The sequence below is a fragment of the Micromonospora sp. TSRI0369 genome (genome assembly GCF_001905625.1).
GTDB lineage: Bacteria > Actinomycetota > Actinomycetes > Mycobacteriales > Micromonosporaceae > Micromonospora > Micromonospora echinospora_A.
In genome coordinates, this window is the sequence record NZ_LIVU01000002.1 from 823,885 (window position 1) to 846,014 (window position 22,130).

At 73.4% G+C, this 22,130-nt stretch carries 14 protein-coding genes; 13 read left to right on the forward strand and 1 reads right to left on the reverse strand.

Annotation, left to right across the window (positions count from 1 at the left end; all coding sequences use genetic code 11):
* The first annotated feature begins 43 nt into the window (after nt 1-43).
* From AMK25_RS09040 to AMK25_RS09050, 3 genes are all read left to right on the forward strand, one after another.
* Nucleotides 44-853: a sugar nucleotide-binding protein gene (locus tag AMK25_RS09040; RefSeq protein ID WP_073827665.1), complete on the forward strand. Its 810-nt coding sequence runs from the start codon at nt 44-46 to the stop codon at nt 851-853.
* A 61-nt stretch (nt 854-914) separates the two neighbouring features.
* On the forward strand, nt 915-1,529 hold the full coding sequence (locus AMK25_RS09045) for a winged helix-turn-helix domain-containing protein (protein ID WP_073827666.1): 615 nt from the start codon (nt 915-917) through the stop codon (nt 1,527-1,529).
* On the forward strand, nt 1,526-2,938 hold the full coding sequence (locus tag AMK25_RS09050) for an MFS transporter (RefSeq protein WP_073827667.1): 1,413 nt from the start codon (nt 1,526-1,528) through the stop codon (nt 2,936-2,938). Before AMK25_RS09045 ends, AMK25_RS09050 begins: the two co-directional genes overlap by 4 nt.
* Nucleotides 2,939-3,529: 591 nt before the next feature.
* Here the strand turns inward: AMK25_RS09050 and AMK25_RS09055 are convergent.
* Complete coding sequence (locus tag AMK25_RS09055; RefSeq protein WP_073827668.1) at nt 3,530-4,270, reverse strand: GNAT family N-acetyltransferase; 741 nt, start codon at nt 4,268-4,270, stop codon at nt 3,530-3,532.
* Nucleotides 4,271-4,414: 144 nt separating this feature from the next.
* On the opposite strand from AMK25_RS09055, the gene AMK25_RS09060 reads away from it, so the two are divergent.
* From AMK25_RS09060 to AMK25_RS09105, 10 genes are all read left to right on the forward strand, one after another.
* Complete coding sequence (locus tag AMK25_RS09060; RefSeq protein ID WP_013285485.1) at nt 4,415-4,627, forward strand: hypothetical protein; 213 nt, start codon at nt 4,415-4,417, stop codon at nt 4,625-4,627.
* A gap of 74 nt (nt 4,628-4,701) precedes the next feature.
* On the forward strand, nt 4,702-6,189 hold the full coding sequence (locus AMK25_RS09065; RefSeq protein WP_073827669.1) for a replication-associated recombination protein A: 1,488 nt from the start codon (nt 4,702-4,704) through the stop codon (nt 6,187-6,189).
* Nucleotides 6,190-8,891: 2,702 nt separating this feature from the next.
* The gene (locus AMK25_RS33070; protein WP_073827807.1) at nt 8,892-9,509 is read left to right on the forward strand and encodes a hypothetical protein; all 618 of its coding nucleotides are present in this window, start codon (nt 8,892-8,894) and stop codon (nt 9,507-9,509) included.
* Between the two features lie 146 nt (nt 9,510-9,655).
* Nucleotides 9,656-10,117 carry a DUF948 domain-containing protein gene (locus tag AMK25_RS09075; RefSeq protein WP_043324962.1) on the forward strand — a complete coding sequence of 154 codons (462 nt, stop codon included), beginning with the start codon at nt 9,656-9,658 and terminating at the stop codon, nt 10,115-10,117.
* Between the two features lie 31 nt (nt 10,118-10,148).
* Nucleotides 10,149-10,454: a hypothetical protein gene (locus AMK25_RS09080; protein WP_073827670.1), complete on the forward strand. Its 306-nt coding sequence runs from the start codon at nt 10,149-10,151 to the stop codon at nt 10,452-10,454.
* Nucleotides 10,451-13,132, forward strand: a complete 2,682-nt coding sequence (gene alaS / locus AMK25_RS09085; protein WP_073827671.1) for an alanine--tRNA ligase — start codon at nt 10,451-10,453, stop codon at nt 13,130-13,132. The genes AMK25_RS09080 and alaS overlap by 4 nt, the downstream gene beginning before the upstream one ends.
* Before the next feature lie 127 nt (nt 13,133-13,259).
* On the forward strand, nt 13,260-13,721 hold the full coding sequence (ruvX, locus tag AMK25_RS09090) for a Holliday junction resolvase RuvX (RefSeq protein ID WP_073827672.1): 462 nt from the start codon (nt 13,260-13,262) through the stop codon (nt 13,719-13,721).
* The gene (mltG, locus tag AMK25_RS09095; protein WP_073827673.1) at nt 13,718-14,917 is read left to right on the forward strand and encodes an endolytic transglycosylase MltG; all 1,200 of its coding nucleotides are present in this window, start codon (nt 13,718-13,720) and stop codon (nt 14,915-14,917) included. The genes ruvX and mltG overlap by 4 nt, the downstream gene beginning before the upstream one ends.
* Entirely contained in the window at nt 14,917-15,741 is an 825-nt protein-coding gene (locus AMK25_RS09100; protein WP_073827674.1) for a shikimate dehydrogenase, read from the forward strand. The genes mltG and AMK25_RS09100 overlap by 1 nt, the downstream gene beginning before the upstream one ends.
* Before the next feature lie 258 nt (nt 15,742-15,999).
* Nucleotides 16,000-22,125 carry an RHS repeat-associated core domain-containing protein gene (locus AMK25_RS09105; RefSeq protein ID WP_241826289.1) on the forward strand — a complete coding sequence of 2,042 codons (6,126 nt, stop codon included), beginning with the start codon at nt 16,000-16,002 and terminating at the stop codon, nt 22,123-22,125.
* Nucleotides 22,126-22,130 lie beyond the last annotated feature (5 nt).

Below are 22,130 nucleotides of genomic sequence, written 5' to 3' on the forward strand. Positions count from 1 at the left end.
CCGCGTCATGATGACGCGGGCCTTTTCGATCTCAGGGGGACAGATGCACCTGCTCGTGGTGGGAGCCAGCGGCTTCCTCGGCGCCGAGGTGTGCCGGCAGGCGGTCGCAGCCGGGCACCGGGTCGCCGGCACGTACCACCGCGCCGCCGTCACGGTTCCCGGCGTCGCGCCGCACCGGCTCGACGTGACCGACCGCGCCGCCGTGCGTGAGCTGCTGACCCGGGTACGCCCCGACGCGGTCGTCGCCACCCCCTACCGGTACGACGACTGGGCGGTCACGGCGGACGGGGCGGCCCACATCGCGGTGGCCGCCGCCGAGGTGGGCGCCCGGCTGGTGCACCTGTCCAGCGACGCGCTGCACGCCGGGCGGCCGAAGGCGTACGCGGACGAGGACGTGCCCACGCCGCTGCACCCGTACGGGGCGGCGAAGGCGGCGGCGGAGACTGCCGTGCGGGCGGTCGATCCGGGCGCGGCGCTGGTGCGCACGTCGCTGATCGTGGGGGAGGGCAGCAAGCAGATCCAGCTCTGCCGGGACGCGCTGGCCGGGCGGGCCGCGTTGTTCACCGACGAGCTGCGCTGCCCGGTGCACGTGGCCGACCTCGCCGCCGCGGTGCTGGAGCTGGTGCCGGGCGACTACGCCGGGCTGCTCAACGTGGCCGGGCCGGACGCGGTGAGCCGGGCCGAGCTGGGGCTGCTGGTGGCCCGGCACGACGGCGTGGACGCGGGCGGGCTGCGGACGACCACGATCGCCGCCGCCGGGCTGCACCGCCCGGGTGAGGTGGTGCTGGACTCCGCCCGCGCCGCCGGGCTGCTGCGGACCCGCCTGCGGGGGATCACCGAGCTGTACGGCTAGTTGCACAGTTTCTTTGCAAGGAGCTTGTGCATATGAAGTGTGCACAGATATTGTGCGTCGCATGGAAGGGAAGACGGAGCGCACCGTACACATCGACCACCGCCAGGTTCGTGCCCTGGCCCAACCGCTGCGCATGCGGCTGGTCGGGGCGCTGCGCGTGGGCGGCCCGGCCACCGCCACCGCCCTCGCCGAGGCGCTCGGCACCAACAGCGGCGCGACCAGCTACCACCTGCGCCAACTCGCCGAGGTGGGCCTCGTGGTGGAGGACCCGACCCTCGGCACCGGCCGCCAGCGCTACTGGCGGGCCGCGCACGACGTCACCAACTGGGAGTCCAGCGACTTCGACGACGACCCCGACGCGCGGGCGGCCATCGAGTGGATCGAGGCGGACTACGTCCGCTTCTTCGCCCAGCACGCCGAACGCTGGTTCGCCCAGCGGCACCGGTGGTCGCCGGCCTGGCGCGACGCGTTCGGCATGGGCGACTTCTTCATGCGGATTCCGGTCGACCGCCTCAAGGCGATCCAGGAGGAGGTCTTCGCGGTCTTCGAGCGGCACCGCGACGCCACCGACCCCGACGACCCCGACGCCGAGACGGTGCAGCTCTACCTCGCCGCCCTCCCGATGGACGCCGCCTACCCGCGGTCCACTCCGCCCCCCGCCGAGGAGAAGCCGTGACCGCGCTGTCCGTACGCCAGATCCGGATCCGCTACCTCACGCTGTACGGCCTGCGCTGGCTACCAAGTGGCCTGCTCATGCCGGTGATGATCCTGCTGATGCAGGAGCGCGGCCTCACGCTGTCCCAGATCGGCCTGGTCGCCACCGCCCAGGGCCTCGTCGTGCTGGCGCTGGAACTGCCCACCGGCGGCTTCGCCGACGCGCTCGGCCGCAAGCCGGTGCTGGTCGCCGCCTGGGCCATCGGCCTCGGCTCGCTGGCGCTCATGGCGGTGGCCGACTCGTTCTGGATGTTCTTCCTGGTCTGGGCGTTGCAGGGCATCTACCGGGCGCTCGACAGCGGCCCGCTGGAATCCTGGTACGTCGACGCCACGCTCGCCGCCGACCCGAAAGCCGAGTACGAGCGCGGCCTCGGCTGGGCGGGCACCGTGGTCGGCGTCGCCATCGGCGCCGGCGCGCTGCTCAGCGGCGGCCTGGTCGCGCTCGGCCCGATCGGCCCGGTCAGCGCACTGGCGCTGCCGGTGATCGTCGCCGCCGTTCTCCAGGCCGTCTCCATCGTGGCCCTGCTGGCGCTGATGGCCGAGCGGCGGCCCGCGTCCGGCCCGGCCGCGCTGCGCGCCTCGGTCGTCGACGCGCCCCGCATGGTCGGGCAGGCCGTCGGGCTGCTGCGCCGCAACCGGGTACTGCTGGCCCTGGTCGCCGTCGAGCTGTTCTGGGGCTTCGGCATGGTCACCTTCGAGTCGCTGCTCCCGGTACGCCTCGCCGAGGTGCTCGGTGACCCGGACCGCGCCGCGGCGCTGCTCGGCCCCGCCGGCACGGCGGCCTGGCTCGCCAACGCCGCCGGCGCCGCGCTCACCCCGTTGCTGCTGCGCCGCCTCGGCGCCGCCCCGGCCGCCGCGCTGATGCGGATCCTCCAAGGCGTGACAGTGGTCGGCATGGGCCTGCTGGCCGGTCCGGTCGGCATCCTCATCGCGTACCTGGCCTGCTACACCGTGCACGGCGCGTCGAACCCGCTGCACATGGGACTGCTGCACCGGCAGGTCGACGGCCCGTACCGCACCAGCGTGCTCTCGCTCAACTCGATGGCCGGCCAGCCGGCCGGCGCGCTCGGCGCGGTCACGCTCACCGCGCTGGCCGACGCCACGAGCGTCGGCGTCGCCATGATCGTCGGCGGGGTGGTGCTCGCCGTGGCCGCGCCGCTCTACCTGCCGGCCTGGCGCGCCGCCCGCCGTACCTCCGCCGAGGCCGAGGTGGCACCGGAGGTGACGGGCGGCGGACCCGGCCACGCCGGCCTGGCGTCCGAGCCGCCCTTCGACCCGGCCGACCGTGGCGTCGCCGTTGGCGCGGACGCGGCTGCCGTCACGGGCGGGCCCGGGCCGGTGGTCGTGCCGGCGTCACCCGGCCGCGACTGAGTTCTGCGGGCGTTGTCCGGCGGCGGTTGGGTCGTCCCGGCGTCCCCGGCGTCCCCGGCGGCTGGCGGCGTCCGGCGGCGGCCGCGTGGTGCTGGCCTTGCTTGGCGGCTGGCGTGGTGCCGGCGGCGGCCCAGTGGTGTCGGCGTTGTCCGGCGGCTGGCGTCGTCCGGCGGCGGCCGCGTGGTGCTGACGTTGTCCGGCGGCGGCGGTGCTGGCGTCGCCCAGCCAACTGAGTGGTGCCCGCTCGCACCCGTCGGCGCGGCGCCGGGTGCGAGCCGCAGCCGCTTCGGCAGCAACCTTCCCGGCATCGCCGTGCGGGTCACCGCCCGCCGTGGGTGGAACGCCATGGGTGTCTCGGCTCCCGTTTGACACCCATGACGTTCCACTCACCGGTTCAACGCGCCCGCTACGGCGGGCGCGTTCGTTTCTGGGAGGCGGAGTCCGCGACGTGGGACGCGGGGAGATCTTGGTGAGTGGGCGCCCCGGCAGGGGCCGTTTCGTACCAAGATCTCGTGCGGCGTGCGGCGTGCGGCGTGCGGCGTGCGGCGTGCGACGGCCGGTCGAGCCATGGCGGTGGGTGTGCCGGCAGCGTCAGGCCAGCTTGATCGAGGTGCGGCGTTCGGTGGCGGTGAAGCCGAGCCGCCGGTAGAGCCGGATCGCGCCCACGTTGTCCGGGTAGACGCCCAGCGCGACGGTGTCGTACCGGGCGAACAGGGCGCCCGTCATTCCGGCGGTCAGCGCCGCGCCCAGCCCTCGGCCGCGAAGCCCCGGCGCGACTGTCAACCCGGCCAGGAAGCCGATGTCGCCGCGGCTGCGATCCGCGCCGCAGGCGATCAGACGGTCACCGTCGCGGATGCCGTACCAGCCGACGATGCCCGGCTCACCCGGCCGGGAGGTGGTGCTCGGGAACGCCTCCTCGATCAGCGCGGCCAGCGCGGGATGGTCGGCCTCGGTGAGCCGCTCCACCCGATCCTGCTCCGGCTGGCGCGGTACCGGGCCGGTGGTCCAGAGGAAGTCCCACTCGATCAGCCGGGCCACCGGCAGCCGCGCGGCCACCTCGGCCGGCTCGGCGCGGGACACGTTGATCGAGTGGCCGGCCTGTAGCGTGCCGTCCGCGCGCTGGGCGGCGAAGACGTCGAGCGCCGGGCCGGGGACGCCGACCGCGCCGCCGGCCGACCACTCGCCCGGCGGGAGCAGCCACCCGACCGTGCCGCCGTGCCGCCATCCGCGTACGGCCCGGTCGTCCCGGAGCGCGTGCCGGGCGTACGGGTGGTTGCCGGCCGCGGCGAGCAGCGCCTCGCGCCCGGTCAGCGCCTCGTCGACAGTGATCACGCTGCCAGCCTACGAGCGCCGGCGCGCCCGATCCGCCCCGGTGTGGCCCGACTGCCGGGACGTGTTCCACGGTGGAGATTGACGAACAGACCGATTGGGTACATCCGTCGCCGACCTGCTGGGAACCCCCACCGGAGGAACGACATGCTCGCCATTCTCGCGGCCATCGTGTTCGGTTTCGCGCTGCTGCTCGACTTCATGAACACCGACCTCGGCGCGCCCGATCTGTTCAGCACCACGACGCTCATGCTCATCGGCTTCCTGCTGCTCTCGCTCTACCTGGCCGGCGTCGGCTCCGGCCCGCGCGGCGGCGGTGGCGGCCGCTGGTACCGGGGCCGGCGGCCGGGTCGCGGCTGACCGGAAACGACCACCCGGGTCGGGTCGGCGGCGCGATTCCGGCGCCGTCGGCCCGGCCCGGTACTGTTCTCGTGATGGAATCGGACGCCCTCTTCACCCTCGGCGAGCCCGCCGGAGCACCCGCGGGCGCGGGCGGCGCCGACGGCTTCACCGACGCCCGGGCGGACTCGCCCCTGCCGGTGCGGATGCGGCCGGCCGGCATCGACGAGCTGGTCGGGCAGGAGCACCTGCTCGCGCCGGGCGCGCCGCTGCGTCAGCTGGTCGAGGGCGCGGCGCCGATGTCGGTCATCCTCTGGGGCCCGCCGGGCAGCGGCAAGACCACCATCGCCCATCTCGTGGCCCGGGCCACCGACCGGCGGTTCGTGGCGATGTCCGCGCTGACCGCCGGTGTGAAGGACGTGCGCGCGGTGATCGAGACCGCGCGGCGGCAGCGGCGTTCCGGCGGCCCGCCGACAGTGCTGTTCATCGACGAGGTGCACCGGTTCAGCAAGACCCAGCAGGACTCGCTTCTCGCCGCCGTCGAGGACCGTACTGTCACGCTGCTGGCGGCGACCACCGAGAACCCGTACTTCTCGGTCATCTCGCCCTTGCTGTCGCGCTGCGTGCTGCTCACCCTGCAGGCCCTCGACGACGACGACGTACGCGGGCTGCTGCGCCGCGCGGTCGCCGACGAGCGCGGCCTCGGCGGCGCGCTGGTGCTGGCGCAGGAGGCGGAGGACCACCTGGTCCGGCTCGCCGGGGGCGACGTGCGCAAGGCGCTCACCGCGCTGGAGGCGGCGGCGGCCACCGCGACCGCGATCGGCGCCGAACGGATCGACCTGGCCGTGGCCGAGCAGGCGGTCGACGTGGCGGCGGTGCGCTACGACCGCGACGGCGACGCGCACTACGACGTGACGAGCGCGTTCATCAAGAGCATGCGCGGCTCCGACGTGGACGCGGCACTGCACTGGCTGGCCCGGATGCTGGTGGCCGGGGAGGACGCCCGGTTCATCGCCCGCCGGCTGGTGATCTTCGCCAGCGAGGACGTCGGGATGGCCGATCCCACCGCGCTGACGGTGGCCACCGCCGCCGCCCACGCGGTGGAGTACGTGGGCCTGCCGGAGGCGCAGCTCAACCTGGCCCAGGCGGTCATCCACCTGGCCACCGCGCCGAAGTCGAACTCGGCCACCGCCGCGATCGGCGCCGCTGTCGCCGACGTACGCGCCGGTCGCGGCGGCCCGGTGCCGCGCGGGCTGCGCGACGCCCACTACTCCGGCGCGCGCGGACTCGGCCACGGGGCCGGCTACCGCTACCCGCACGACGACCACCGGGGGGTGGTCACCCAGCAGTACGCTCCGGACGACCTCGTCGGAACCGACTACTACCAGCCCAGCGGGCACGGCGCGGAGCGGGCGGTGGCCACCCGGCTGCCGCTGCTGCGCCGGATCGTCCGTGGGCTGCCGGCACCGACGACCCGGGAGGCCGGCGCCCCGGCCGCCGTGAACGGGGCCCGGGTGGGGGGCGGCGAGCAGGCCAGCGGGGCGAGTGAGGGCGGCAGCGACGCCGCCGAGGGGGGTCAGTAGTGATGGCGCGTGGTCCGGAGCGACCGGCGGACGGCCCCGACGAGCGGCGCGACCCGCGGGCAAAGGGCCGCCGGTGGGGACGCGGCCGGCCCGAGCCCGAGCTGGACCCGACGGTCGTCGGCGAGGAACTCGGCTGGATCGACGACCTGCGCACCGCCAAGCAGCAGGGCGGCGAACTCGGACCGGAGGGGGAGTCCGCCGCGCCCGCGCCCGCGCCCGGCCGGCCGGGCGCCGCGCCGGGCCCGGCCCCCGGGCCGGGGGCGCCTTCGCCCACCGCGCCGGGGATGCCTCCGCCCGCCGCCCGGCCCGCCCCGCGTTCCCCGGCGCCGGGCCCGCAGCCACCCGTGCCCGGCCACCCGGGCCCGCAACCACCCACCTCCGGTCACCCGGGTCCGCAGCCACCTGTTTCGGGTCGTCCCAGCCCGGCGGCACCGCCCTCGGCGGGCAGGCCCGGTGCGCCGTCTCCCGCCGCCGCGCCCCCGCCCTCCGGCCGGACCCAACCCACCGGGCCCGCGCCGGACGGCCGCACCGACCCGACGCTCCCGCCCGTTTCCGGTCGTCCCGGCCCGGCGGCGCCTCCGGGCGTGGGCCGCGGGGGACCGGCCGCGCCCGGTCGCGGCCGGCCCGGCGTGGACGTACCGGTACCCCCGGTCGCCGGACGTCCCGGTGTGGACGCGGGCACCGCCCGGCGCGGCCCGGAGATGCCGCCCGGCGGCTCGGCTGACGCGCCGCACCCGATGCCCGGCGGCAGGCCCGGTCCGCGTCCTCCGGTGACCCGGCGCGGTCCCGACCAGCCCGGCCCGGCCGCGCCGCCGGTACGGCCCGGCCCCGAGGCCGGCGCACCGCGGCCGCCTGCCGACGGCCCCTGGCCCGGCGTGCCCGAGGCCCGTCGTCCGGCGGGACCACCCGTCCGCCGGAGCCCGGACGGCCCCACGGGCCAGCAGCCGCCGGTCACCGGCGTCACGCCGCCGCCCGGTCCGCCCGCCGGGCCGCCTGCGCACGGCCGGGTACCTGCCGATCCGGGCCGGCCGCCCGTCGACGGCGAGCACCGGCCGCCGACACCTCGCGGCCGGCACGGCGTCGGCGCGCCTGAGGGTGCGCACCAGGCCGCCGTCGCCCCGCCGGTCACCCCGTCGCCCGGCGGTCGCCGGGCCCGGCCCGACGACACCGCCGGCGTCCAGCCGGTCTCCGGCGGGCCCCGCCGTGCGCGGCCGGACGACGTTCCGCCCGGCGTGCGGCCCGTGTCGGACGCGGGCCGCCGTGCGCGGCCGGACGACGTCCCGCCCGGCACGCGTCCCGTCTCCGGCGCCGGCCGCCGCGCCGCCCCGGAGGGCGTCGTCCCCGGCGGGCCGGCCGGGCGGGCCGTCCCCGATGCCACCCCTGCCCCCGGTGGCGGGCGACGATCCCGGCACGAGGAGCCCACCGGCGGCCACCGCGCCGCTGTCCCCGGTGCGGCGTCCGCTGCGGTGTCCCCGCCGGGTGGCCGCCGGGCCGCCCCGGAGCCGGACCGCCCGCCGGTGGTGCCGCGGAGCGGAAACGCGCCGGACCTGCCCGGCGCGCCCGTGTCCGGCGCCCCGGCGAACGGCCCGCGCCGCGCCGCGCCGGACGGCCGCAGGGCCGTACCCGACGGCGCGGCCGACACCGGCCCCGGCGACGCGGCGCGACCCGGGCGTCGCGCGGCCCTCGACGACACCGGCGATCCGCGCCCTCAGCGGCCCGCCGACTGGCTGCGGCAGGCGGGTCGCACGCCACACACCGACCCCGCCATGCCGGTGACCCGCCGCCCGGCCGACGAGCAGACCGGCCGGCCTGGCGGCCGTACCGGCGCCGCCGTCCCACCGGTCCGTCCCGAACCGGCTGATCCGGGTGTGCCGTCCCGGCGGCCCGGGCAGGCCGGACCGGGCGTGCCCGGGCGTGGCGCGGTGGCCGGCCACCCGGCTCCGCCGGCCCGGCCCGACCAGTCCGGCCAGGGCATGCCCCCGGCGGGCCCTCCGATGCCCGCCCCGCCCGCGAAGCCCGGCCGCCCCGGCCCGGCCCGAGGGGCCGCCCGCCCCGGCGTACCGCCGGGACCCGGTGGCGGCCCGGCCGGCCCGCCCGGCGCCGGCCCGCAGGGCGACGTCGAGCGCACCGGTGGTGTGCCGATCGGCGGTGGCCGTCCCGGTGGTCGTTCCGACGAGGCCGTCCGCGCTCCGGGCCGCCCGCCCGGCGGCGACGGTGGCCGTACCGGTCCCGGCCCGCATCCGCCCCGGCAAGGGCCCGGCGGTCCCGGCCCGCATCCGTCCCGGCAGGGGCCGGGCGGAGCCGGCCCGGCCCGGCCCGGTGAGGCACCTCCGCCCGGTGGCGCACCCCGTCCGCCGATGGCGCCCGGCGCCCGGGGCGCGGCCGCCGGACCGGCGCCTGCCGCCCGCGCGGCTGCGGGTGTGGCGCGACCGGTCGGACCGGACGAGCGGACCACCGGACGGGCGGCCGGCCCCGGACCGGAGCCGGACCGCAGTGGACCGGGCAACCCGGTCGGCATGGCGCCGCCTCCGGGCGCTCCGGCGGTGGCGCGGGCGGCTGCTGTCGTACCCCAGGGGGAGCCTTCGGGGACACGGCCCGGCGCGGACGGCATGCCGGCGCCGCGACCCGCCGGTCCCGGGGTGGACGAGGCCGAGGCGGAGGCCGGTGGCCTGCGCGGCGCCCGGTCCGAGCTGCGGCGGCAGATGCGCGAGCGGCGCCGCCTGCGGATGGGCGTGCTCGCGCTGGTGAGTCTCGTGCTGCTGGGCGCGGTGCCGCTCTACTTCGGCATGCGGACGCTCAGCCGCGATCCGGTCTTCGACACCCTCGACACGCTCGACGTGCCCGCCTGGGCCGAGACCAAGACCGTCGACAACGTCAGCGGCAGTCGCTGGTGCCTGCAGGACTGCCGGCTGCGCGAACGCGCGGTCGAGTCGGAGCAGGGGTGGGAGCAGACGGTCGCCGTCTACGAGCAGGCGCTGGCCAAGGACGGCTGGCGGCGGTGGAGCGTCGAACGCTGCCCGGAGGAGAAGGTCGAGGGCAGCTACACCTGCTGGCGCCGCGACGAACTCACGCTGGACCTGTGGGTACGCGACCCGGCCTGCACGCCGCCGCCGATCGACGGCGCGCCCGCGCCGTCGGCCCCGCCCGCGCCCGCAGCGGCGGCGTGCACCGGCTCGTTGGTGTCGGTGAAGGTGCGCAACGCGATCGACGACGAGCGCACCGGGCCGACGCCGACCACCGATCCGTCACTCACCGGTGAGGACCCGTTCCCGACGCTGACCGACGACCCGCTGGGCGAGGCGACTCCCTCACCGTCGTGAGCCGACTTTCATCACGGACGGTAGGGTCTGGGGCTGGCACGCCCGTCCGCGCCCGGTGACCGGGTCGGCGTGGCGCGAAGTGGGTAGGTACGGTCGCGCGTTCCGGGGCGTCGGGTCCCGGGACACTGCTTGAGGAGGACGTTCGCGTGAACGGTAGCGAGGTCGCTTGGCTGGTCCTGGCCGGCGCGTTCCTGATGCTGGTGCTCGTGCTGGCGGTGCCGATCCTGCGGCTGCGGCACACCGTGGACGCGACGACGCGCATGATCAACGAGCTCAACGACCGCACCGCGCCGCTGCTCGGTGACGTGAACACCACGGTGAAGAACGTCAACGTGGCGCTGGAGCAGGTGCAGACCTCGCTGGACGGGGTGAACCTGCAGCTCGCCAAGGTGGACACCATGACCAGCCACGCGCAGAACGTCACCGCGAACGTGGCGAACCTGGCCACCGTGGTCTCGGCCGCCGCCGCGAACCCGCTGGTCAAGGTGGCCGCGTTCGGGTACGGCGTGCGCCGGGCCGCGTCCGCTCGCCGGCACGCCGAGACTGAGCGCGAGGTGCGCGACACCATCAAGCAGCAGCGCCGGGCCGCCAAGCGCGGCAACCGCTGACCTCGACCGGCGTACGCGGGAGGATGAGAGCATGAGGCGGTTGTTCTGGCTGGGCATCGGGCTGGCCGTGGGCGTCCTGGTGGTGCGCAAGGCCACCCGGACGGCGCAGGCGTACACCCCGGCGGGCATCGCGAGCGGGCTGTCCGAGTCCGCCGGCGGTCTGGTCGAGTCGCTGCGGGCGTTCGTGGACGACGTCCGGGTCGGCATGGCCGAGCGTGAGCAGGAGATCCACGAGGCCTTCGCCCGCGGCGAGGCGTACGACGACCAGTTCGCCGAGCTGCGGGAGGACCCGCGGATCGGCGATCGAGAGATTTTCCCGGAGGACCACCAGCGATGAAGACGGCGGAGATCAAGCGGCGGTTCCTCGCCCACTTCGAGGCGAACGGGCACACCGTGGTGCCGTCCGCTCCGCTGCCCGCCATCAGCGACCCGAACCTGCTGTTCATCAACGCGGGCATGGTGCAGTTCGTGCCCTACTTCCTGGGCCAGCAGACCCCGCCGTACGCGCGGGCGACGAGCGTGCAGAAGTGCATCCGTACGCCGGACATCGACGAGGTCGGCAAGACCAGCCGGCACGGCACGTTCTTCCAGATGAACGGCAACTTCTCCTTCGGTGACTACTTCAAGTCCGGGGCGATCCCGCTCGCCTGGGACCTGGCCACGAAGTCGGTCGAGGCGGGCGGTTTCGGGCTGGACCCGGAGCGGATCTGGGCCACCGTCTACCTGGACGACGACGAGGCGTACGACATCTGGCGAGCCACCGGCGTGCCGGCCGACCGGATCGTGCGCCGGGGCAAGGCCGACAACTTCTGGTCGATGGGCATCCCCGGCCCGTGCGGTCCGTGCTCCGAGCTGTACTACGACCGCGGCCCGGCCTACGGCCGCGAGGGTGGTCCGGAGGTCGACGAGGACCGCTACCTGGAGTTCTGGAACCTCGTCTTCATGCAGTTCGAGCGCGGTCCGGGCACCGGTAAGGAGGACTTCCCGATCCTCGGTGACCTGCCGGCGAAGAACATCGACACCGGCATGGGCCTGGAGCGGATGGCCTCGCTGCTGCAGGGCGTGGACAACCTCTACGAGATCGACGAGGTCCGGCCGATCCTGGACAGGGCCGCCGAGCTGACCGGCAAGCGCTACGGCGTGCACTCCGGTCACGCGGCGAACGAGTCGCACCCGGACGACGTGCGGCTGCGGGTGATCGCCGACCACGTCCGGACCTCGCTGATGCTGATCGGCGACGGCGTGACCCCGTCGAACGAGGGCCGGGGGTACGTGCTGCGCCGGATCATGCGCCGCGCGATCCGGGCGGTGCGGCTGCTCGGCTACTCCGACCGGGCGCTGCCGGAGCTGCTGCCGGTGGCGCGGGACTGCATGGCGCCCTCGTACCCGGAGCTGGCCGAGGACTTCGGCCGGATCTCCCAGTACGCGTACGCCGAGGAGGACGCGTTCCTGGCCACGCTGCGCGCCGGCACCACGATCCTGGACACCGCCATCGCGGAGACCAAGTCGGCCGGCAAGGCGGCGCTCTCCGGTGACAAGGCGTTCCAGCTGCACGACACGTACGGCTTCCCGATCGACCTGACCCTGGAGATCGCGGCCGAGCAGGGGTTGCAGGTCGACGCGGAGGGCTTCCGCCGGCTGATGGCCGACCAGCGCAGCCGGGCCAAGGCCGACGCGCAGGCGCGCAAGACCGGGCACACCGACGTGTCGGCGTACCGGTCGGTGCTCGACGGCGGCGGGCCGGTGGAGTTCACCGGCTACACGGAGCTGAGCCGCGAGTCCCGGGTGCGTGCGCTGCTGGCCGGTGGCGCGGCGGTCTCCGCCGCGGTCGAGGGGGACACGATCGAGCTGGTGCTCGACACCACCCCGTTCTACGCCGAGGGCGGCGGGCAGCAGCCCGACCAGGGCCTCATCACTGTCGGCGGCGGCCAGGTCGAGGTCTTCGACGTGCAGCAGCCGGTGCCCGGCCTGATCGTGCACCGCGCCAAGGTGGTGCGCGGCGAGGTCCGCTCCGGCGAGACCGGGTACGCCGAGATCGACGTGTCCCGCCGCCGGGCGATCTCCCGCTCGCACACCGCCACGCACCTGGTGCACCAGACGATGCGCAACTTCCTCGGCGAGTCGGCCACCCAGGCGGGTTCGCTGAACGCGCCGGGCCGGCTGCGGTTCGACTTCAACACCCCGACGGGTGTGGCGCCGAGCGTGCTGCACGACGTGGAGCAGCAGGTGAACGAGGTGCTGCTGGCCGACCTGGAGGTGCACGCCTTCGTCACCAGCCAGGAGGAGGCGCGCCGGATCGGGGCGATGGCCCTGTTCGGCGAGAAGTACGGCGAGCGGGTCCGGGTCGTCGAGGTCGGCGACTACGCCCGTGAGCTGTGCGGCGGCACGCACGTGGCCCGCTCCGCCCAGCTCGGCCTGGTGAAGATCCTCTCCGAGGCGTCGGTGGGCTCCGGGGTACGCCGGATCGAGGCGCTCGTCGGCATGGACGCGTTCGGCTTCCTGGCCCGTGAGCACCTGCTGGTGTCCCGGCTGGCCGAGCTGTTCCGGGTGCCCGGGGAGCAGGTCGCCGACCGGGTGGAGCAGACGGTCACCCAGCTGCGCGACGCGGAGAAGGAGCTGGAGAAGCTGCGCGCCCAGCTCGTGCTCGGCGGGGCCGGCGCCCTGGCGGCGCAGGCGAAGGACGTGCGCGGTGTCGCGTACGTCGGCACCGAGGCGCCGGAGGGCGCGGCGGCGAACGACGTGCGGACGCTCGCCCAGGAGATCCGGGGCCGGATCGACCCGGCCCGTCCGGCGGTGGTCGCGGTGGCAGCCCGGGCCAACGGCAAGGCGTCCCTGGTGGTGGCCGTCAACCAGGCCGCCCGAGGCCGGAGCCTGAGCGCGAAGGACCTCGTGAAGGCGGCGTTCTCCGGCCGGGGCGGCGGCAGCGACGACCTCGCCCAGGGCGGCGGGCTGCCCGCGGCGGAGGCGCCGAAGCTGCTGGTCACCGTCGAGCAGGCGGTCGCCGGCACGGCATGAGCGAACGCACCGAGCGGAGCGAGGGCCGTGAGCGCATGCCCAGCCGGCACGGCATGAGCGCACCGATCGACGCCAGGGCGGACCACCCGGTCCGCCCTGGCCCGTACCGGCGGGGAGGTGCCCGATAGTGGCCGAGCTGTCCCGTGGCGTCCGGCTGGGCGTCGACGTGGGCCAGGTCCGGGTGGGGGTGGCCCGTTGTGATCCGCACGGCATCCTCGCCACGCCCCTGGTCACGCTGGCCCGCGACCTGACCGCCGAACCGGACGCCGTGCCCGCCGACATGGCCGAGCTGGTCCGGCTCGCCGCCGAGCACGAGGCGGTGGGGATCGTGGTCGGGTTGCCGATCAACCTCGCCGGAAAGCACGGGCCGGCGGCGGCGAACGTATCGGCATATGCCAGCCGATTGGCTGATGTAATGAGGCCGATTCCGGTGACGCTGACGGACGAGAGGATGTCTACCGTCGTCGCGAGTCGTAGGCTGGCCGAACGGGGCGTCCGGGGAAAGCGCCAACGGGCGGTGGTCGACCAGGCCGCCGCGGTGGAGATTCTGCAGAGCTGGCTGGACGCACAGCGGAGGCGGACGCGATGATCGACGACCTTGACCTGGGCTTCGACGAGCAGGACAGGGGGGATAAGGGCCGGCACCGGCGCGGCGCGGTGCGCCGACGGCAGGGCAAGTCCGGCGGCGGCCGGGGCAAGACCCTGCTCGCCCTCGCGCTCGCGCTGATCCTGCTGGGCGGCATCGGCGGCGGCGCGTTCTACGGCTTCGACCGGGTCCAGAACTACTTCGTCACGCCCGACTACGACGGCTCCGGCACCGGCGAGGTGACCGTCGAGATCAAGCAGGGCGCGCTGCTCGCCGACATGGCCGATGCGCTGGTCGCCGCCGACGTGGTGAAGAGCACCAAGGCGTTCATCGAGGCCGCCGAGGAGAACTCGCGCAGCAAGAACATCCAGCCCGGCACGTACAAGCTGCGCAAGCAGATGAGCGGCGACGCGGCGATCGCGGCGATGCTGGACCTCAAGAACCGGATCGTGAACGGGATCACCATCCCCGAGGGGCTCACCGCGAAGACGGTCTACAAGCGGCTCTCCGAGAAGACCGACATCCCGGTCAAGGACTTCGAGGCGGCGGCGAAGGACCCGATCGCGCTCGGCGTACCGGACTGGTGGTTCAAGCGCTCCGACGGCAAGACGGTCAAGCCGTCGATCGAGGGCTTCCTGTTCCCCGACACGTACGAGATCCCGCCGAAGGCCACCGCCGAGACCGTGCTCAAGCTGATGGTGAACAACTTCCTCACCGTCACCTCGAACATGCAGTACGCCGAGAAGGTGCAGAAGGAACGCGGCGGCATCACCCCGTACGAGGCGCTGATCGTCGCCTCGCTGGCCCAAGCGGAGGCCGGCAACAAGGCCGACCTGGGCAAGGTCGCCCGGGTGGCCTACAACCGGGTCTACGGCGAGTTCCCCTGCAACTGCCTGGAGATGGACGTCACCGTCAACTACTACTTCGAGCTGACCGGGCAGAAGACCAAGGCGTCCAAGGACATGACGGCCGCCGAGCTGGACAACCCGAAGAACCCGTACAACCGCAAGCTGCGCGGGCTGGTCCCGTCACCGATCAACAACCCGGGCAAGGAGGCGCTCGAGGGCGCGCTGGCCCCGCCGCCGGGCAAGTGGCTCTACTTCGTGGCGATCAGCAAGGACGGTCGCTCCGCGTTCGCCGAGACCTACGACGAGCAACTGCGCAACGAGCGGAAGGCCAAGGAGGCCGGGATCATCTGATGGCAGATCCCCGCCGCGCCGCGGTGGTCGGCAAGCCGATCGCCCACTCGCTCTCCCCGGTGATCCACACCGCCGGGTACGCGGCGGCCGGGCTGACCGGGTGGTCGTACACCCGGATCGAAGCCGGTGCCGACGAGCTGCCCGGACTGGTCGCGGGCCTCGGCCCCGAGTGGGCCGGGCTGTCGGTGACCATGCCGGGCAAGGAGGCGGCGCTCGCGCTGGCCGACGAGGTCTCGCCGGTCGCCGCCGCCGTCGGCGCCGCCAACACGTTGGTACGCCGCCCCGACGGCACCTGGTACGCGGACAACACCGACGTCACCGGCATGGTCGAGGTGCTCACCGGTGCAGGCTGCACGGCCGGGGCGGTGGTCACCGTGCTCGGCGCGGGTGGCACCGCCCGGGCCGCGATCGCGGCGGCGGCCCGGATCGGTGCGGCCGAGGTGACAGTGGTGGCCCGCAGCCCGGAGGCGGTCGACGAGCTGCGCCCGGTCGCGGCGGCCGCCGGCGTGCCACTGGCCGGCGCCGAGTGGGACGGCGCATCCGCCCACGCCCGCGCCGACCTGGTGATCTCCACGGTGCCCAAGGGCGTCGCCGACCCCCTCGCGGACAACTTCGACTGGCGGCCGGAGTCCGTCTTCTTCGATGTCGTCTACGACCCGTGGCCCACGCCGCTCGCGGCGGCGGCGCTGACTGCCGGGTGCCGGGTGGTCTCCGGGCTGGACCTGCTGCTGGCCCAGGCGTTCGACCAGTTCGAGCAGTTCACCGGTGTTCCGGCGCCCCGCGCCGCGATGGCCGCCGCGATGGCCGCCGATCGTCGCCCCTGAGCCTCGCCGACTCCGGCAGGCTCACGGATCGTGATCGCCGGGTCCGGCCTGCGAGAGTCTTGGCTGGTCAGAAGTATTGATATGCGTCAGCCTGCGGTGACGCAAAATCATGATTGACGTTCATCTCTTACCGACCGTAGCGTTCCCCCCACTATCAGCCCTAGTTCACGGGGGAGGGCCCTGGTGGCTCCTGCGCGCGTGCGAAAAGCCCGATTACTGTCCACATTAGACAGACGGGTGAGATCCAGGTGGGGACAGGTGGCTGTGGCCGCCCTGGCCGCCACGATGGCGATGACGCTCTCCGACGTTCCCGTCCGACGGGCGGAGGCGGCGCCCAAGCCCAAACCGGCCGAGGTGCTGGAACGGCCCGACGAGATGGCGGCGCTGATCACCGCCCGGATGACCGGCCAAGACGTCCGCGTCACCGGCATGACCACCGAGTCCGCCGAGTACATCGCCCATCCCAACGGGCAGATCAAGGCGACCGTCCACGCCGGTCCGGTCCGGATGCGGCAGAACCAGAAGTGGGTGCCGATCGACCTCAGGCTGCAACCCGCCGCCGACGGATCCGTGCAGGCAGTGGCGCACCCGCTCGACCTGCGGATCTCCGGCAAGCGCTCCGGGGCGGGCGAACTCGCCGCGGTCGGCGTCGGCGACGGCCGGTTCGCGCTCGGCTGGCCGGGTGCCCTGCCCACGCCCGTCCTCGACCAGAACCGCGCCACGTACCCCGAGATCGCGCCCGGGATCGACCTCGTGGTCGAGGCGACCCGGACCGGCTTCTCGCAGTTCCTCACGGTCAAGAGCCGCGACGCGGTGGACCGCCTGCCGTCGCTGGCGCTGCCCCTGACCGGCAAGGGACTGGCCTCCTTCACCCAGGACTCGGCGGGTGGTCTGACCCTGCTCAACGCCAAGGGCAAGCCGCTGGCCACCGTTCCGGCCCCGCAGATGTGGGACGCCCGGCGCGCCCCCGGCTCGGAGGAACCGACCCGCCGGACCATGGTCCGGACCAAGGCGGAACGGCCCGCGGCGGCGAACCGCGGCGCGGCCGCGAACGGCCTCACCATGCGGTTGCAGCCGGACCTGACCTGGCTGAAGGACCCGGCCACCCAGTACCCGGTGACCATCGACCCGCAGGTCAACCCGCTCTACACCTCCTTCGACACGTACGTGAAGGAGGGTGACACCGTCGACCGGGGAGGCGCCAACGACCTCCAGCTAGGCCTGCTCGCCGGCTCGCCCAACGTCAAGTCCCGGGCGTTCGTGCACTGGCCCGTCTCCGCGCTCGCCGGCAAGCAGATCACGTCGGCGACCGTCTACTTCTGGAACTTCTGGTCCAACACCTGTACCGCCAACTCCTGGGAGATCTGGAGCACCGGCGCGGCCTCCTCGGCCACCCGCTGGGGCACCCAGCCGACCTGGATCCAGAAGGAAGCCACCTCCACCCAGACCAAGGGCTTCTCGTCAGCCTGTGACGACGGCTGGGTGAACATCAGCGGGACCAGCTTCTTCCAGCGGGCCGCCACCGCCGGGCAGTCGACCGCCTACATGGGCGTGCGCGGCACGGACGAGACGAACACGAACAGCTTCAAGCAGTTCCGCTCCCGCAACGCGGCCGACAGCAGCCAGGTGCCGTACGCGGTCGTCACGTACAACTCGTACCCGACGGTCGGAACGCGCTCCACGGTGCCGTCGACCGCCTGCGTCACCGGCACAGCGCGGCCGACCGTCAACACCGCCACCCCCCAGCTCAAGTCGGTCATCTCCGACGGCGAGGGCTCGACCGTGAAGGCCGAGATCGAGTGGTGGACGCTGACCGGCACCACCAAGCTGGGCAGCACCATCACCGGCACCGCCGCCTCCGGCAGCACCTTCACCGCCAGCGTCCCGGCCGGCGTGATGGTCAACGGATCGTCCTACAAATGGCGGGTACGCGGCAACGACGGCAGCGTCGACGGCGCCTGGTCGCCGTTCTGCGAGTTCACCGTCGACACCTCGATCGGCGCCCCGCCCATCGTCAGCTCCACCACCTACCCGGAGAACCAGTGGGGCGGTGACGCCAACGTCGCCGCCAACTTCACCTTCGACCCCAACGGCATCGCCGACGCCGCCGCGTACGAGTACAGCCTCGACGTGTCACCGCCGAACAAGGTGGTAAACGCCCCGGCCCCGGGCGCGCCGGCGACCGTGAGCATCAAGCCGCTGACCCCCGGCTGGCACAACATCTGGGCCCGGACCCGGGACTCGGCCGGCAACGTCACCGCGCTGCGCAGCTACCCGTTCAAGGTCGGCTCCGGCTCGCAGGACTCGCCGAGGGCCGGTGACGTCAGCGGTGCCAAGGTCGCGCTCGCCTCGACCGCCGCGCCGTCCTTCGCTGACGTGACCTACCAGTGGCGGCGGGCCGGATCCGACAGCTGGGTCACCATCCCGGCCGGCCACGTCACGTACGCCGTCGGCGGCGGGGCGGTCACCTGGCCGGTGGCCCTCGCCAGTGGCATCGCGCCGAGGTTGAACTGGGATGTCTCCGCCACTCTCGCCTCGGTGGACGCGGCCGGCATCCCACGCGACGGGCCGGTACAGGTCCGGCCGTTCTTCAACCTGAGCAACTACGGTGCGCCCGCCGACCTGGTCAAGTTCCGCTTCGACCGCAACCTCGCCTCGGCCGACACCGCCCAGGTCGGGCCCGGCTCGGTCAACCTGATCACCGGCAACTACCAGCTCTCCGCCTCCGACGTCTCGGTCGCCGGGCTGTCCATCTCGCGGACCGTCAACAGCCGCCAGCCGCTCGGCCTGGACCCGCTCTTCGGTCCCGGCTGGGTCTCCGGCCTGGTGGTATCCGACGCGGACGCGCCCTACACCAAACTGACCGCCTACGGCAGCCTGGTACAGGTCCGGCTACCGGACGACTCGTCGATCGGCTTCACCAAGGTCGACAGCGCCGGCGTCAACTACGAGCCGCAGGTCGGCGCCGAGTCCTACTCCCTGACCTTCGCCTCGGCCACCAGCACCTTCACCCTCTCCGACGACAAGGGGAACGTCGTCAAGTTCACCCGGACCGCGACGGACCCGGCGAACGTCTACACCCCCACCTCGGTCACCCCGCCCGGATCGGGCAACACCACCACCTACTCCTGGGAGAAGGTGACCCTCGGCACCAACGACATCATGCGGCCCACCCGCCTGCTGGCCCCGGTGCCGGCCGGCGTCAGCTGCACCACGCTTGTCCGCGGCTGCCGCGCGCTGACCTTCACCTACGCCACCACGACCACTGCCACCGGCCTCGGTGACGGCCAGTGGGGTGACTACGTCGGCCGGGTGAAGCAGATCTCCTACACCGCCTGGGATCCGGACCTGGCCACGCCGGCGATGCGGACCGTCGTGCTGGCCCGGTACACCTACGACAACGGCGGCCGGCTGCGGAGCTTCGCGGACCCCCGGCTGGACTACACCGACGGCACCGGCGCGCACTCGCTGCGGACCGTCTACTTCTACGACTCGAACGGCATCATCGTCTCGCTGACCCCGCCGGCTCAGCAGCCGTGGCAGTTCTCGTACACGACCACGCCGAGCGACCCGGGCAAGGGGCGGCTCTACAAGGTCACCCGGTCGGCGCTGACCGCCGGAACCGCCGTGGAGACCGTCGTCTACCAGGTGCCGACATCCGGGAGCGGAGCGCCCTACGACCTGTCCGGAGCGCAGACCGCACGGTGGGCGCAGTCCGAGCCGCCGACCGACGCCACCGCCGTATTCCCGGCCACCCAGGTGCCGACCGGTGACCCGAGCACCGGCACTCTGCCCGGGTCGTACGAGCGGGCGACGGTGACCTACCTGGACGCGAACGCGCGGACGGTCAACAGTGCGCAGCCGGGTGGCTATCTCACCACGACCTGGTACGACGGCTACGGCAACACGGTGGGTGACCTCAGCGCGGGGAACCGTAAGCGAGCCCTCGACGCCTCGACCACCGACAACGCCACCGCCGAGGCCCAGGTGGCGGCGAAACTGCGGGAGACATCGGTCTACTCCGGCGACGGGCAGCGGCTGCTGGAGACCTTCGGGCCGGAGCACGACGTGATGCTGTCGACCGGCACTGTCGTCCGCGGTCGGACCCACGCCCGGTACACCTACGACGAGGGAGCGCCGGGGACCGGCGGGCCCTACAACCTGGGCACCACCGAACGGGTCTCGGTCAGCTACATCGACGGCGGCCAGACCGTCGACGCGGACACCCGGACCTCCACCACCCGGTACGACTGGACGTTGAAGCAGCCCACGGTCCAGATCGTCGATCCCGACGGGTTGGACCTGACCACGCGGACGGCGTACGACGCCCGTGGCGCGGTCGTCTCCCAGACGAGTCCCGGTGGCGGCGACTCGACGACGACACCCTCCACCCGGCAGACGGTCTACTACACGACCGCGGCCAATGCCACCTACCCGGAGTGCGGTGGCCATGCCGAGTGGGCCGGTGCTGTCTGCCGGACCAGCGCCGGTGGGCAGCCGGAGCAGGGTCAGCAACTGCTGTCGAGGGTCACGACCTACGATTTCTACGGCCAGCAGCGGACCGTGACCGAGCAGAACTCCTCAGGCGCCCAGCGGACGACCACATTCGCCTACGACGCCGCCGGCCGTCAGTCCGAAGCGACCGTCACGGGCCCGGTGTCGTCCGGCGAGCCGATCGAGAAGCGGCGCAACGTGTACGACCAGGCCACTGCGCAGCTGTCGCGTACGGAGACGCTGAACGGGTCGGGCGTGGTCACCGCACAGGTCGTCCGTGGATACGATGCCCTGGGGCGGTCCATCTCCTACACGGACGCGGACGGCAACGTGTCCACGACCACCTACGACATCGCGTCCCGTCCGAGCGTGATCAACGACGGTAAGGGAACCCGCACGCTGACCTACGACGGGGGCGCCGAGCGTCGTGGCCTTCCGACGCAGCTCGCCGACAGCCAGTCGGGCAACTTCGTCGGTAGCTACGATGCCGACGGGGTGCTGGCCACCCAGAACTCGCCGAACGGGCTCGTGACGTCGGTGCAGGTGAACGAGGCCGCGCTCATCACCAACCTCAGCTACGTCAAGCCGGGCTGCGGTCAGAGCGACTGCACGGTGTACGCCGAAACCCTCAGCTACAGCGGGGGCGAAGAGCGGCGGGTCAGCACTTCGACGCTCTCCGGTCAGGCGTACACCTATGACGCGGCCGGTCGGGTCACGAAGGTCCAGGACACCCTGTCCGGCCAGTGCACCACCAGGGCCTACGGCTTCGACCAGGCAACCAACCGGGTCGACCTCAACACCTTCGGCGCCGGAACCGGTGGGGCCTGCCAGGCCGCCACGACGCTGACCAGCCAGACGTGGGATCACGACTCCGCGGACCGGCTCGTCGGGACGGGGTACACCTACGACGCTCTGGGTCGGACGCTTATGCAGCCGGCAACCGACTCGGCGGTACCGGGAGGCGGAACTGCACAGTTCACGTATTACGTGAACGACATGGCACGTACGGCAGTCCAGGGGAGCCGGCAGGCGACATACACGTTGGACGTGCTGAGCAATCGGTTCCGGTCCTGGACCGACACGGCGACCGGCCTGGTGAAGCGGCACCACTACAGCAACGAGGGGGACAAGCCCGCCTGGACCGACGAGGGCAACGGCAACAGCACCCGCCAGGTGGCCGGCCTCGCCGGTGTCGCGGGCACCTTCGCCAACACGACCGGCGTCACCTGGACCATCGTCAACGTCAACGGCGACAACGTGGCGGGGATGACCGAGACGGGTACAGGTCTGGCCTACACGAGCGGCTACACGGAGTACGGCCTGGCACGCAACAGCGCTGATGCGGGCAGCCGGCGGTACGGCTGGCAGGGCTCGGCCCAGCGGGCCGCGGACACCCCGGGTGGGGTCGTGCTGATGGGTGCCCGCATCTACAACCCCGCCACGGGGCGGTTCCTGTCCAACGACCCGGTTTACGGCGGCAACGCGAACTCCTACGAGTACTCCACCGGTGACCCGGTCAACAAGCACGACCATTCTGGCGCTCTGTCGTGCTGGCGCTACAACAAGTACTGGTCGAACTGGTACTACTGGTGGGGACAGTACGGCGGCCGACGGTACAGTACCGACTTCAGCTGCTATCTCAGCCACCGCGACTTCGCCTGGCTCGGCACGTACGGATTGGCTTACGGGCTGATCGCCAGCGGCCTCACCGGATGGTTCGCGGCGGCCTATGCCATCGCCGCCTTCATCCTTGCGGTCATGTATCTGCACTATGACCACTGGTGTCGCGGAAAGGGGGCCACCTACAAGGGGCGCCTCCGGATCTACTACGACCGGAACTGGCGGAATCATCATTTCAGTGCTTCGTACCGTGGTTGGTACTGCAATTAAGTGGA